The sequence below is a fragment of the Pandoraea bronchicola genome, from assembly GCF_902459805.1.
GTDB lineage: Bacteria > Pseudomonadota > Gammaproteobacteria > Burkholderiales > Burkholderiaceae > Pandoraea > Pandoraea bronchicola.
The window spans coordinates 70,723-84,510 of sequence record NZ_CABPST010000016.1 but is presented as its reverse complement, the minus strand read 5'-3'; the positions used below and the strand labels follow the sequence as shown (position 1 = coordinate 84,510).

At 57.9% G+C, this 13,788-nt stretch carries 9 protein-coding genes and 2 pseudogenes; 7 read left to right on the top strand and 4 right to left on the bottom strand.

The features are described 5' to 3' along the window. The first annotated feature begins 36 nt into the window (after positions 1 to 36). The 6 genes and pseudogenes from PBR20603_RS22320 to PBR20603_RS22295 all read left to right on the top strand — a co-directional run bounded on the left by PBR20603_RS22320 (position 37) and on the right by PBR20603_RS22295 (position 7,965). Positions 37 to 1,713, top strand: coding sequence for a hypothetical protein (locus tag PBR20603_RS22320; RefSeq protein ID WP_150561638.1), 1,677 nt, complete (start codon positions 37 to 39; stop codon positions 1,711 to 1,713). 62 nt (positions 1,714 to 1,775) lie between these two features. Then, positions 1,776 to 2,465, top strand: a complete 690-nt coding sequence (locus PBR20603_RS22315) for a hypothetical protein (protein WP_150561637.1) — start codon at positions 1,776 to 1,778, stop codon at positions 2,463 to 2,465. A 14-nt stretch (positions 2,466 to 2,479) separates the two neighbouring features. Further along, positions 2,480 to 4,201 carry a hypothetical protein gene (locus PBR20603_RS22310; RefSeq protein WP_150561636.1) on the top strand — a complete coding sequence of 574 codons (1,722 nt, stop codon included), beginning with the start codon at positions 2,480 to 2,482 and terminating at the stop codon, positions 4,199 to 4,201. A 36-nt stretch (positions 4,202 to 4,237) separates the two neighbouring features. Next, entirely contained in the window at positions 4,238 to 4,924 is a 687-nt protein-coding gene (locus tag PBR20603_RS22305; protein WP_150561635.1) for a hypothetical protein, read from the top strand. 136 nt (positions 4,925 to 5,060) lie between these two features. Next, positions 5,061 to 6,140: pseudogene (locus PBR20603_RS22300) on the top strand (IS3 family transposase). 760 nt (positions 6,141 to 6,900) lie between these two features. Then, on the top strand, positions 6,901 to 7,965 hold the full coding sequence (locus PBR20603_RS22295; RefSeq protein ID WP_150561634.1) for a helix-turn-helix domain-containing protein: 1,065 nt from the start codon (positions 6,901 to 6,903) through the stop codon (positions 7,963 to 7,965). Between the two features lie 75 nt (positions 7,966 to 8,040). On the opposite strand, the pseudogene PBR20603_RS22280 reads toward PBR20603_RS22295, so the two are convergent. From PBR20603_RS22280 to PBR20603_RS22270, 3 genes and pseudogenes are all read right to left on the bottom strand, one after another. After that, positions 8,041 to 8,881, bottom strand: a pseudogene (locus PBR20603_RS22280) (IS3 family transposase); the annotation flags it as partial. A 227-nt stretch (positions 8,882 to 9,108) separates the two neighbouring features. Then, positions 9,109 to 10,074 (bottom strand): 3,5-dioxohexanoate:acetyl-CoA acetone transferase, encoded by a 966-nt coding sequence (kce, locus tag PBR20603_RS22275; protein WP_150561632.1) that lies wholly within the window; start codon positions 10,072 to 10,074, stop codon positions 9,109 to 9,111. Between the two features lie 116 nt (positions 10,075 to 10,190). Then, positions 10,191 to 11,123, bottom strand: a complete 933-nt coding sequence (locus tag PBR20603_RS22270; protein WP_174978026.1) for a helix-turn-helix transcriptional regulator — start codon at positions 11,121 to 11,123, stop codon at positions 10,191 to 10,193. Between the two features lie 222 nt (positions 11,124 to 11,345). Here PBR20603_RS22270 and PBR20603_RS22265 point away from each other — a divergent pair, with 222 nt between their 5' ends. Next, positions 11,346 to 11,885, top strand: coding sequence for a flavin reductase family protein (locus PBR20603_RS22265; protein WP_150561630.1), 540 nt, complete (start codon positions 11,346 to 11,348; stop codon positions 11,883 to 11,885). Here the strand turns inward: PBR20603_RS22265 and PBR20603_RS22260 are convergent. Next, the gene (locus PBR20603_RS22260) at positions 11,849 to 13,723 is read right to left on the bottom strand and encodes a hypothetical protein (protein ID WP_150561629.1); all 1,875 of its coding nucleotides are present in this window, start codon (positions 13,721 to 13,723) and stop codon (positions 11,849 to 11,851) included. The genes PBR20603_RS22265 and PBR20603_RS22260 overlap by 37 nt on opposite strands. Positions 13,724 to 13,788: the final 65 nt, after the last annotated feature.

The following is a 13,788-nucleotide window of genomic DNA, read 5'->3' as shown; positions in this document are numbered from 1 at the left end:
GATTTCCTTTCGTAAACTCTTATTGAGAATAGCGTAATGACTATTACTGCAACTTCATCATCGCCAGTCAGTTCGGATCGCAAATTAGGCTGGAGTCAGTGCTTTGAATTCTCGGTTGAATTCTCTTCTGATGCCGAAGCCTTTCAAGCAAATGACTATGTGCACTTTTATTTGGATGATCCGGCAACCGAGGCGAATGTTGGTATTCGAGCAATCGATCCGAAGATCACTGCGAACCACAATGCTGTGAAGGTAGACCTGGGCAATCAGGGCAAGACGGCGGGTGCAAAGGTCGACGTGTACATCACTGAACTGGATGCGGGCTCCGTCACGTTCCAGGCGGACCTCTGTAGGCTTGTAAATGGGGAAGCCACAGTATTGGCGTCTCTAGATGACCCGGTCACAAGACCCGTTGCTGCGTCCTTCATCCCCGCCGCCGATTATCTGGGGGCTGGTACGAAAATCGTTGCCACGGGAGCACCCACGCAGAAGCCGGATGATCAGCTTCAAAACTACTTCAAGATCTCATACAAGCCCGTCCATCACGATGGAACCCCGTTTATGAACGATGCTGGTACGGCGCCTGCGGAATTTGTTGGAGCGCTTTGTTTGAGGAACGCCGATGGCGAGGTGATCACAGGCGAGGCGGGTATAAAAGGTTTGAATATCTACAAAGATAAGGCCGGAACGCAGACGGTTACCGCCGATAGCGATCTTGTCACGCTTTACACGACTGGCGGAAAATTTGAAGTTTACGTGAGTGGCGCGGACACTCCGGTGAATGGTCTGCTTCACCTGGATATTGAGGGTAATACAACTGACGCCACCGGCCAGATTATCGTTACGGACCTCAACGGCGCGAACCCTCGACTTCATGCTCCCGTATTGACTGGACCGGCTTCGATGAACGTCGTCGATGCAGCAATCGTCAGCACAGTGCAGGGTGCGATTTTTAATAATTCTGGAAATTTTTCGCATAATTCGGATATCTATATTATTTCATGGAATGATGACGGCAAGCAGCCCGCCATCAACTTCATTGGGAAGAAGACGTGGATTAACGCATTCCAGTGGAGCGGTATTAGCAGCTTTCAGGCTGCGACCAGTAGCTTCACTCTCCCGGAAAAAACGTCTTCTTCGCAGAGCGGAGGGGTGCTTAACCGCATTGGATACATCTATATTACGGCTGCCGGCGTGGCGCAGATGTCAGCTAGCACGATGCTTCGGATCTGGAAATCCGCTCCGGTAGTGCCGCCAGTGACACCACCGCTCTCTAGTTCGGATCTTCCCAAGCCGTTGTTGCCTGAAGCTGATAAGGCATTTCCGAATCGCGTAACACCTGCTATGTGCAAGGCGGGGCTTAAGGTACAGGTCGGCTGGGACGGCACGAAGGAGCAAGCCTCAATGACGGTGGGTACGAGCGTCTCCGCGAGTATTTCTATGACCGGTTGGGACTGGACGACGGGGGACGCCAAGCATGGCACAGGACAAACAACGTCGATAGAGATATCTGCAGACGACGTGCAGAAAAAATCCGCGACGCTTCAGTTCAATCCGTTTGTCACGGCCGGATACCGCGACGACCCGGCTACGGGCGACCTGGGTACCATTATGGTCACGTGGTGTATTGGGGCTCCGGAAACATTCGACAATGACCCGACAATGGTCTCGCCCACGATTACAGATGAGTTTTACAGTCACGAGGTAGCTTAACTGACTTCGTCACGTTGCTAACCTTTCCCCCCCTCCAGCGGAGGGGGAAGGAGTCGAGGTCAATGAAAGAGCAGTTTCTCGATAAACCACTATTACCGCAGGCTAGCCGCGGTGTGTTGAATGTGAGCTCGGTTAAGAGCAGCGTCATAGTGGTGAAAATCCCGCCCTACGAGCAGATTGACGACGGAGACAAGGTTACGGTGCGATTCAATGGGCAGGAGGGGCAGAGAGACTTTGAACGCTATTCGTACATTTTGAGCGGTCAGAGTTTCCCGCCGCTTGGGCTCGAGGTCGATATTCAGCCGCTATCGGTGCTCCGCAATGGAAAGTACGTAGTGACCTATCAGATTGAGAGCCGGGCGGGCAATATCGCGCGTTCGGATGAGACGGGCATCGTTGTCTCGAATGAAAAATCTTTGGAGTCAGACGTGCAATATCACCAGGCAACATACTTGGGGGAGTACTTGAGCGGCGTCGTCGATTCATGGGTCGTACCCTTCGCCTACAGCATTACAAGCGAGTCGGATGTTAAGAGCGTTAAGTGGCCCGACGCATCCGGGCAGGTGCCGGCCAAATTGACTTTGTACCGCCGGCCATCCGGCCAAAAGCAGGTGAAGGTAGGAGATCTGACCTACGCTTCAGGCATTTGGCAATTCGCTTTGAGTGCAGGGCCGGTGAATGTTAGCGCCGGAGATGAACTATCGTTCTATCTCTCAGCCGACACCAGCCTGTCAGTCTCGGTTACGGTCTGACGCCGCAAATACGAATGAGCAAAAAAGGTGCGCTTATGAAGTTGAATCGCTTTGATCTTGCACCAACGCTGAACGTGGTGCCAGATACGGAGGGCGGTGCCTATCACTTCTATGATTGGCAACTGGTCAAGTTCACTGCGACTTTACAAGTGCCCGGTGGTGTCGCCGATGGAAGGACCATAGCTTTCCACAGCATTGGCGCCGCATTTTCAAGTGACGGGCGCGAAGCCGACTTCGCTTTCTATCGCACAGTCGGCGTCGATGCAGATACGACCTATGATAGCGTCGACGGCTCATTTGACGTGATTGCGCGTAGTGTTGGCAGTGATAGGTCGGTCGCGGTGGCGGAAATCATCGCTATGTATGTGCCGGTGCTAGATGGTTCTCAGCCGCCAGAGTCGCAATGGACCGGCGAGTTCCGCGCTTCGGCGAACACATCCGTGCCCACACGTTTTACGAGCGCATATTCTGGCGAGGATACTTCTCCGAGTATTCCGACTGAGCAAAATACCTTTCAGTTGTTGCCCGCAAGTGGCCGCAATGAGACCCCGTCGACGAGTGAGGGAAATTTTTTCCGTTGGGAGGTATATGTGGCGAGCAGGGATGCGGAGGGTAGTCCCGGTGGCCCATTAAAGAATGTCTGTATCAGATTGTATTCGGATGCGGATTACTCCTTTTCCGGTGTTCGGTTTTTCTCAAATTTCGAGGCCACCGAGGCGTTGCCCGTCATGCCACTGCCTCCCCGGAGCGGAATTCCCGGAAATTTCTATGTTGACATCGTCACTGGCGTTGACGGTGTCGCGAGCGTTTTCGTATGTGCGGCAAATACTGGCGGTACCTATGCTGGGCGCTTGTTTGCGAAGTCAGGTACCCTGGAGCAACCGTGCTTCAACTATGTATTGCCAGATTTCTCAGGTGCCGAAGATTCGCTGCTTCCTGGGCCTTCGGTAGCATCGCCATTGGTTGTAACTCCCGATGACAGCGGATCACTTCAGTGCGTTGTGCCATCCTACGACAGCGCTGCGATCGGAGACTATTTGTTTCTGCTCTGTAACAAGCGAATGCAACAAGTCGATAAAAGCTTCGTTCAGAGAACCGATACAGGTAGGCAGGCGATGGGCTTCTCGAAATTCGGTTTGCATAACAAGGCCTATAGCAGCGATCGTAATGAACTCGCTTATATTGTGCTGCCGGTCAAAGAGCCCGCGAAGCTATCTACTACGAATGCATTTTTTGTTAAGGGTGACCCAGGCCATGTAACGCTAGATGCCGCTGGCGCTGCGCCGGCGCCGAGCATTGTCGCTGGCGTCTCGGCCAATGGCGTTGTGATGAACGTCGAATCGACGATGAACGGAATTACGGTTGCCGTTCCTGTCGGCGAGGACAACAATCCTGCAGTATTTGGGTGGGGTGACAAGCGGTTCTACCTGAATGTACAGGCTACGCTGGTTGGCTGGATGGACAATTCGGAGGCGTTGGAAGTTGAAGGTCTGCAAGGCTCTCTCACTCGCGAAATTTCCGCCGCCGAGATCGCCCAAGGATATGCGTACGTCTGGTTCCCTAGGATCTTTCTTTGGGGAATTGGTCAGTCTCCGGAGGGGAGCATGGGACGCTGTTCGATCCAGTACACGATCTCACCTCAGAAGCATGGAAAGTCAGTCACCTCCGAAGTGTTGGTGTCATTTATCGATACGCTTCCCCCTACCGGCGTAGGCGAATATTTCGAGACCGTCTGACCGACGTCGATTGAGGATGCTGATTAAGGACTGAAAATGGATTCGCTAGGAACCCCCTACTTCTTCCAGGCAACGGAGCAGGGAGCGCCGCAAGGCGCGCTTCTGCTCAAGAAGCAAAACATTGCACCTGGCGTCCCGATCATTGCTTCGGTGCCATTTGGAGATGCACAAGCGGGCGACGTATTGACGCTGACATTCGGAGGTGCTCGACTTGGTGAGCCACTGGAGGTCAGCGACATCGACAGAGGAATTTATGACATTTCAGTCGATGTGGCCGCATGGCCTGAGAGCGAAGCGGACGTGCTTGTCACATTGACACGCGGTGGGGGTGCAGGGGCGGTGTCAGACCCCGTGCGTCTCAAAGTTGTTGCGCGTGCGAAAGAGAATGACTCAACGCAGCGCTATGAGGGGCTCCTTCTCGGGAATTACGGCGTTGGATTGCTTGACAGCTGGATTGTGGCGTCTTCATATCACCTGGACGTCGCGACCAGCGCTGCGTTCTCTGCGCTCAGCGTGGGGACGAATGCGGACAACGCTAGTCTTTCACTTAAGCGTCTGATGTCATCTCGCGACAAGGACGAGCTTCTGGGGCACTTCGTCTTTGAGAGTGGATCGTGGACTTACGTTTCGGCTACCGATGTCGATCTGACCCGCGGCGATCAGCTAGGGCTGTTTCAAAACGGTGCAGGCAATGTGCAATTGGCGTTCGAGTATTCGATTTGATGCGCATTCGGTGCGCTCGCGATTAGCTTTTGCCGTATTCGATTGTCGGTGACCTCTGACCTCCCCGCGAAGAACTGCTGCATCCAAAACTGGAGATTTCTGGCAAATCTGAAGCACTGACGGACAGGAAATTTGTATGAAGAAATCGAAGCTCACCGCCGGGCAGATAGCTTTCACGCTGAAGCAAGCCGAAGTGGGTGCCACGGTGGCAGAAGTGTGCCGGAAGATGAGTATTTCCGAAGCCGCGTTCGACGACTCGAAGACGACGTGCAGCGGCCTCGGGCTTTCCGAGTTGCGGCGCCTGAAGCCACTCGAAGAGAAGAATGCCCGACTCAAGCGCATGGTGGCCAATCTCAGCTTGGACAAGCAGATGCTTCAGGAGGTGGTGTAAAAAAGCTGTGAAGCTGGCCCGTAAGCGCGACTTGGCTGCCTTTTTAATGCGGGCGTATCGGGTGAGCATCCGGCGCGCGACGGCGGTGCTGCTGTTGCGTCAGGCCACGTATTTTTATCGGCCTCGCCCGCGCGATGACCGTGCTGAGCGGCGGCGTATCCGGGAGATTGCCGAGACGCGGATACGCTATGGTGCGGAGCGTATTCATGTTTTGCTGCGACGCGAAGGCTGGCTGATCAATCACACGAAGACGTACTGGATCTCCTGTGAGGAAGGGCTGAATCTGCGGCGTACGCGACCTCGCTGCCGCGCACCGCATGGAACGTCCGGAAGTCTCTACCGTGAACGCCTGCTGGAGCATGGATTTCGTGGTCGATCAGTTGTTCAATGGACAGAAATTCCGGGCCTTAACTGTTGTCGATAATTTGGGTCGGGAGCGCTTGGCGATTACCGTCGGTTACGCCTTGAAGGCATCTGAAAGCGCTGAGCGGTACACCGAAGCGGATACAGGTCGATAACGGCAGCGAGTTCATTTCGTACGCGTCGGACTACCGGGCGTATGAGAATGGCGTAACCTTGGACTTCTCTCGATCAGGCAAACCCACGGACAATCCATTTATCGAATCATTTAATGGCGGCTTCGAGAATGAATGCCGTAACGTGCGCTGGTTCCTGTCATTGGAAGATGCGCGTGAGAAGATCGAGCACTGGCGACAGGATTACAACGATCTCAGACCGCATAGCTCGCCAGGCGCTCTGACCCCGTGTGAGTTACGACTCGCACGCCTTGACGCCGGAAATCTCCAGCCCGAGGTGCTCGGTTAAGCGGGGGGGGGGGCGGTTAACATTACCCTTAGACGCTAAGGCCGAGTGCTAACGAAAGCGGGGGACATCGACCGGTTGAATTGAGGCTCGCAACTTACTCTCGAATCAGTCCAGGATTTTCAAAGCAAATAAATGCGTCGCGACCTCATTGGAGAAGTCACCTGGGGCTTTTTCTATCGAATTCTTTCTTGGCTATCCTGAGTTATTTTTTGGTATATTCCTCCAAAGCTGGTATTGAAAATACATAAGTCTTGATCGGTCTTCTGTGGGAGGAAGGGGCGGCCATTGACGTAGTGTGTTCTCCTGAGAGCAGTCCAACTGCAGGCACGAAGCAATTACTGGCGCGAAATGACGCGACTGATCTTTGGCATCGAGGCCGCTGACGGGAGAAAAGGCAACACCTCTTTCGTGGGGGGGCGTCAATGGAGAGTTGCCGATGTCGCCGGAGGGGGGCGGTGGTGTTGCGAGAGTCATCCCCAGAACGCTGCGTTTTCAAAGCTCTCCCGGGGCGACGGAACGTCGAATTCGTAGATTGCCTATGTGTGAACATTCTCCAGCTCTCAGCAATTCTTCAATGCATTTCGTCGCAAGTTCGGGTTTGCGCCGAGGGAAGCCCGGGGCGCGGATCCGAGCAATGACATTAGACCGAATATCGGTGGGCGTGGGCCTCATTCCACTAAGGCTGTTCCTCGGCCCAGAGCTGCGCTAATGTCAGGCTAGTCATATTTCCGTCGGTCACGTTGTTAGGGCAGACAACCTCATGAGCATTGACGCTTCAACCGATGAGAGTTCACTTGGGCCGGCTACCAATATTGCATTTTCGACGGACTACCTAACACCGGAGTTGAGGGTCGATGTGTGGCGGGAGATCATCAGCCCGTTCTTCGATACATTGCCCGTGGAGAATGAGCAAGGCCCTCTTCTTGAGGGGGCAGTGACGTCCCACAGCGTGGGCACGTTGCTTATTGGGGGGACGGCGTTCAACGCGCAGCGGTACGACCGGAGCCGGAAGCTGGTGCTAGCCAGTGGACTCGATCAGTACATGATCCAGCTGTTCATATCAGGAGCGCTTGATGGTGATTGTTGCGGTCTACCTGTTTCTGTGCGGCCTGGTGACATCTTCGCGTTGGATCTAAGTCGAGTGGCCAATACACAAGTGAGTCCTGGGACGACGGTAACTATTTTCCTGCCGCGAGAAAGGGTCGACAAGGTGGCCTCCGGACGCAGTGTTCACGGCGCTGTACTCAAAGCGGACTGGCCGATCACTCGGCTGCTCGCGAGTTTCATCGTGACCCTGAACCAACTGGCGCCTCAAATGAAAGGCGCCGAAGCGCTTGCCGTCGAGGCCGGCGCGGTGAATCTGCTTTCCGAGGCACTGGTCAGGAAGTTCGAATCTGCGTCTGTGACAGATGATCCAGTGCTTTCTCGAGTACTCAGAAGTCAGGTGTTGGCTTACATTGACGCAAATCTCACATCGCCGAATCTGGGGCTTGCCTCAATTCTGGAACGGTTCCGTGTATCGCGTGCACACTTGTATCGAATTTTTGCTGCAGACGGCGGGATTGCGAGTGCAATTCGAGACAGGCGCTTGGACGCCGCTTACTCCGCGTTAGTTCTCGGTAGCTCCCGACGCGACCAATCGATTACGCGTCTCGCGCATGAGTTGTCGTTCTCTGGTAGCAATCATTTTTTGCGGGCGTTCCGTGCGCGCTTTGGCATGACCCCCAGTGAAGCGCGAGAGGCTGGATTCACGTTTCATCTCGCTAATCGGGGAATCGCTGGGCTCCAGACGCATTTTGCCAAATACGCGCAGCCGGGCGCGTAGCTTACCTCTGGCTGATCGTGATGCGGAGAACGCCAGGGTAATGCCCCCGTTTTCCACGGTCGGCAAAAGTGGAAACTAAGCGGCCATGGCCAGCCGCTGCTTCGGGGGTAAAACCGCCCAACGCCATATTCGGGCGCTCGTGATTGTAAGTCCACATCCAGTCGGCCGCCGCTTCGCGAACCTGCTCCGGGTCTTCCCACAGATACTGCGACAGCCATTCATAGCGCGGTCCGGTTGAAGCGTTCGATATACGCGTTTCGCTGCGGCTTGCCCGGCTCGATGTATTCCGGCCGGATGCCTTACTTCTGCGTCCACGTCACAATGGCCGCACTCAGGTATTCCGGGCCGTTGTCACAACGAATCCCCTTCGGCTCGCCGCGCGCCATTCCATGTGCTGTTTCAGCGTGCGAATTACTCGCTCGGACGGCAACGAGAAATCCACCTCAATGCCTAGCGCCTCGCGGTTGAAATCATCAATCACGTTCAGCGTCCGGATGCTGCGCTCGTGAGCGAGCGGGTCATGCATGAAGTCCATCGACCACACTTCGTTGATGGCCTGCGGCACCGATCGCGGCTTCGGCATTTCGCACACTAGGCGCTTCCTCGGCTTGATACGCAGGTTCAACTCCAGCTCGCGGTATATCCGGTAAGCGCGCTTGTGGTTCCAGCCGAACCCCTTCGCGTTACGCAGGTAGAAGTCGCACAGCAGAAAGCCCCAGTTGCGATGGCAGCCCGTGACGCGCAACAGCCGGTCGGCAATCTCTTCGTTCTCCATGTTTAGCTTCGCCTCGTATCGATAGCATGATTCGCTGACGCCAAACCCGGCGCAGGCCGCACGTATCGTCAGTCCTCGCTCCAGAACAGCACGCTTTGCCATCTCGCGGCGGCGAGATCGCTTCACCATTTTTTTGCCAACGCCTCTGCGACTTCTTCATCTGCGGAACTCCCTCTTAACGAGAAAACGCCACTTCTCCCGACGCCGGATTTCCGGGGCATTACCCCCGGATCAGGCGGTGTCACATCGGATTCTCGTCGAGAACCCCGCCGAACTTTACGATTTTGACGTGGCGAGTTGACGGGTACTCGCGGGCGATTGCGGGATTGCCGTGGACCGAATGGCGAGGTTCACGGCTTGCCTCACCCTCAGCGCCCCAGTTTGTCCAGACGAGTTTGTGAGCGGCCCTTGAGGCCGAGCCGTTCACGTGCTTCCCGAGGGGTCGCGATCGTAAGCCCCAGCGACTCGAGCACGGCGCGGATCTGCGAGACCTGAACAGCGTTGCTGGTTGCCAGTTCACGAGATCCCCCAACCGTCAGGCTGTCTTCCAGACCGACGCGAGCATTGCCGCCGAGCAGGGCGTTGTGCACACCCATCGGCAACTGATGCCGACCCGCCGCAAGGACAGACCATTCGAACTCGTGGCCGAACAGGCGTTCGGCCGTGCGCAGCATATGGAGCAGGTTGTCGAGCCCGGCACCGATGCCACCGAGAATGCCCACGATCAACTGGATGAACAGCGGTCCCCGGTAAAGTCCCTTATCGAGCAGATACGCGAGGTTGTAGAGCTGACCTACGTCGTAGCACTCGAACTCGAACATGACGCCAAGGTCTTGATGCAGGGCGCGCATGATGTGTTCGATGTCCTTGAATGTATTCTTGAATATGCCGTCATACGTGCCCTCGAGAAACGGGCGCTCCCAATCGTGGCGCCAGTCCCGAATTTTGTCTGCACTCGCGAAAAAGCCGTTGTTGATGGTGCCCATGTTGAGCGAGGTCATTTCCGGGCTGACCAGACGCGCCGCCGCCAGGCGCTCGTCCAACGTCATCCCGGGCGCCCCTCCCGTGGTGATATTGATGATGGCGTCGGTACTGTCATGAATGGGGGGCAAGAATTGCATGTACACGGCCGGATCGCCAGTCGGTCTGCCATCGGTCGGGGCGCGCGCATGCAAATGGATGATCGACGCTCCCTCGCGGGCTGCATCGATAGCTTCCTGCGCGATTTGCGCAGGCGTAATCGGCAGATAGGGTGACTGGCTCGGAACGTGGATCGATCCGGTAATCGCGCAAGTGAGGATCACGCTGCGTCTTTCTCGGCGCGGTGGCTTCATGAATTTGTCTCCGGAATATTTCACGCATGCGCTCGTTGGCACGGGCACGAGAAATTATCCGAAGACGTGGCGCTCACCGCTGGCGAATTCCTGCGGTGACTAGCGAATTCTTGCGTTTAGTTTCGCCGCAACGACGAAGGCGTTTGCCCCCAGTTCTGGCGGAAAGCCTTGCTGAAGTGCGAGAGCGAGCCAAAGCCGGCGTCCAATGCGATATCGGCGAGCGCGCGGCGCGTCGACAAGACTTGCTCGCGTGCATACTGCATGCGCCGTTGAAAAAGCCAGGCGCGCGGGGAGATGCCGCAGGCTGCTTTGAAGCAGCGTTGGAAATGGAACTGACTCAGGTTGAGCAATTCTGCCATGCGTGCTGTCGTCCATGTGTCGTCGAGGCTGGCGCACACGGTGTCTTGTACGCGTTTCATCTGGCGTTGCGAAAGCGCAGGCGCGGCGTGCGGGCGTACTTCGCAGTAATGCTCCAGCAAATGCATCGACAGGCTGCCCGCCAATCCATCGGCAAAGCCCGGGTGCAATGCGGCATTGCTGTCGAGCGAAGCCAACAGCGTGCCGGCGAGATGCGCGATAAGGGGGTCTCGCGCCCCTGTGCGACTGAGCAGCCTGGGGACCTTGCCGTCACCGGCTTCAGGCATCACGCGGCCCAGCCAGGCCGGATCGAGATCGACATGCACGTTGTCGCGCAAGGTGTCGCTGTACCAAAACGTCGGAGTGCCAGCTGGCACAATGACAACCTCCCCCGGATACCACAGTCGCTCGCAGGCACCCAAAGGGTCGATGCGAACCATGCGTGCGGGGGCAGCCATCGGCATGCGAAGAAACACGGTATGCCGGCGTGTGGCCGGGATATAGAGCTCGTTACCCGGACCCACCTGGTGCCACACCGAGATGCCATTCCAGGGCATGCCGCGACTGCTACGTCCGAGCTGCGACGCGGGCACCCCGGTGGTCGGGTCGTCCACCATCATGTGATCGAGCTCGCGCCAGCGTGCCGAATCGATCAGATTGGCGCAGGAGGGAGGCAGGGACTTCGGCGTCATGGTTCGTCGGTGCAATCGGAAAGGGTTTGTAGTGATCGGTAATGGCACGGCTCGCGCGGCGTCAGGCCATGTTCGTGTCACCGGCACGGCGCGCCAGCGCTCTGGGCGAGCAAGCGCCGCGTCGTCGCTGGAGCGGGACGGCGGCTGAGACATCTTGTGACTTCCCGGTGATCGTCAATGCGTGAATCATGGCGACGTTCCTATCTCGATTGGTCTCTCGTCATGCCATCTCATCCATCTTTCGACGCCGACGTCCTGCGTGGCGTGCTCGGACACTTCGCAACCGGCGTCACTGTCATTACCACGCGCGACACCGGGCGACAGCGTGTCGGTGTGACCGCCAACAGCTTCAACTCGGTATCGCTTGATCCGCCACTCGTGCTCTGGAGTCTGAGCCGGCAATCGTCGTCGCATGCGGCCTTCACGTCGGCACGCTACTGGGCCGTGCATGTGCTGTCCGAAGCGCAGGAGGCGCTGTCGCGACGCTTCGCTTCACGCAGCATCGACCGGTTCGCCGGACTCGACATCGAAGAGGGCCACGGCGGCACGCCGCTGCTCTCGGGCTGTGCGGCCCGCTTCGAGTGTGAGACCTTTTCATTGCATGAGAGCGGCGATCACACGGTGTTGATCGGCCGCGTGCTGGCTGTCGATCAGCGCGCCGGGGCTTCGCCTCTGGTGTTTCATGGCGGTCGCTACCGGCACCTTGCCGAGCCGTCCGGCAGCGATCAAAGTGCGGCCGGTCTGGCGGCTGTGCTCGCCTGACCGGAGCCCTTGCTCAGGCGCGCGAGTAGCACGGCGAAGCGGCCGTCGTCCCGGATCGGGTCGAATTGCGGCGCACTGCAGAGCAGCAACTCGGGCGCCGTCGGCATTTCGAGCGCCTCGTCCAGCGCGCAGAACGCAGCGTTGTGGTCGCCCAAACCGAGCTGAATATGCACACGCGCCATCGAAACGCGTGCCGGATCGTCGTCGGAATCGTCGAGTTCGTGCAGCAGTTCGCGTGCCTTGTCGGCGAGCCCTGCGCGAGCGCTAACGTAGCCGAGTTTTCCCAGCGCATAAGCGGTCCGGCCTTCGATCTGCGTGAGTTCCTCGAGGCGCCCCAGTGCCTGGTGAACGCGGCCGTCCCAGAACATGGCGTCTGCGAGCAAGGCTTGTGCCGGCTTGAAATCCGAGTCGAGGCCAACGGCCCGCCGCGCCAGATCGACTGCTTCGCCATAGCGCCTGCAATTCACCAGCACAGCCGCCGCTGTGCCGGTCACCGCGGCAGACAGCGGATGCAGTTCACGTGCGAGACGGATGTCGTCGAGCGCCTCATTCAGGCGGCCCACTTGTAAATTCAGCAGTCCACGCGCCGTGAGGGCGCCACAATCCTGAGGAGACAGCGACAGTGCCCGGCTCAGGGCATCTTGCGCAGTGCCCCAGTCGCAGACGAACAGAGACGCCATGCCCAACGCGACGAGTCCTTCAGTGGCGGTGCCCGGCTCAAGGGTGGCCGCATGCGCGCAACGGCGCAAACGCGGCATTAGATCGGCGCTGGACGCCGGCACGACCGTAATGAAGGTTGCCAGCAGATTGGTCAGGGCCAACTGCCATTCGGCGTTTTGAGGGGCATGCCGCAAGCGTGCTTCGAGCCAGCCGATGCCTTGGCGCATGATGTCGAGTTCGGACGGCGCACTGCCCAAGCCGACGCGAAGAATCTGGCGCAAATCCGCATCGAGCCGCATGGTGTCGACGAAGGCTTCGGCCAGGGGCGTCTGCCATGCGGGCGCGCTGCGCATTAATTCGGTCACGAGCCGGTGCGCCGTGCTCGCGACAAAGCCGGCCTCGTCACGCCAGGCCAGTTCGTCGGCGAAGGCCCAAAGCTGACAGCCGCTCCGAGCATCGATCAATTGAATCAGGAGACGCACCTCGCTGCCGGTGCGGCGCACGCTGCCTTCGATCAGCAGAGTTGACCCGAGCCGACGCGCCGCTTCACATGCATCGATCGTTGCGGAGGCCGCCATCACCCGGCACGAGGAGCGCGCAGCCACCTCGATGCGCGGCACACGGCCGAGTGCGTGGCTGAACTCGTCGGCCAGACTCTCCCCGAGCCAGCGCAGCGAACCATCGTCGTCGACAGCCACAAACGGTAGCACTGCTACGCGAGCGGCAGCGCTGCGAACAGGGGAGTCGAAAGTCAGAGAGCGAGTCTGCTCGGGCACGCGCTGCGCCACGACCGCGAAGGAGCGTTTGGCCAACTGCACGCGTATCGGATTGGCCGCCCCTTCCGTTTCGTAATACCGCCCGAGCCGCGCTCGCAGACGCCACGCCTCGGTGCGCACGACAGTTTCGATGCGAGGGTCAAAATCGCTTCCTCGCCCGAAGACGTCTATCGCAATCGTGTATTCCTTGAGCCGGTCGGCGTGACCCTCAAGCGTTTGGACGGTCAGATATTCGAGCAGTGCGCGCATCCGTTCGGACGTCGCGAAGCTCTGACTGGCGAGGATTCGCGCCAGTTCGCCGCGTACGCTCGCCGCATCGGGGGCATCGGCCCGATCAGGAAGGGCGCGATCGGCTTCCTGTGCGTCGTCCAATTGATAAATCCCCACAAAATCGATAATCAACAGCGCTCGATGTTAGGGCGATACCCCATTTCGAACCACCCCGAGAAAACCCCACGTTGGCGGCC

Coding starts and splice junctions, on each gene's coding strand:
- PBR20603_RS22320 (WP_150561638.1), top strand. CDS start 37: ATGACTATTACTGCAACTTCATCATCGCCAGTCAGTTCGGATCGCAAA.
- PBR20603_RS22315 (WP_150561637.1), top strand. CDS start 1,776: ATGAAAGAGCAGTTTCTCGATAAACCACTATTACCGCAGGCTAGCCGC.
- PBR20603_RS22310 (WP_150561636.1), top strand. CDS start 2,480: ATGAGCAAAAAAGGTGCGCTTATGAAGTTGAATCGCTTTGATCTTGCA.
- PBR20603_RS22305 (WP_150561635.1), top strand. CDS start 4,238: ATGGATTCGCTAGGAACCCCCTACTTCTTCCAGGCAACGGAGCAGGGA.
- PBR20603_RS22295 (WP_150561634.1), top strand. CDS start 6,901: ATGAGCATTGACGCTTCAACCGATGAGAGTTCACTTGGGCCGGCTACC.
- kce (WP_150561632.1), bottom strand. CDS start 10,074: ATGAAGCCACCGCGCCGAGAAAGACGCAGCGTGATCCTCACTTGCGCG.
- PBR20603_RS22270 (WP_174978026.1), bottom strand. CDS start 11,123: ATGACGCCGAAGTCCCTGCCTCCCTCCTGCGCCAATCTGATCGATTCG.
- PBR20603_RS22265 (WP_150561630.1), top strand. CDS start 11,346: ATGCCATCTCATCCATCTTTCGACGCCGACGTCCTGCGTGGCGTGCTC.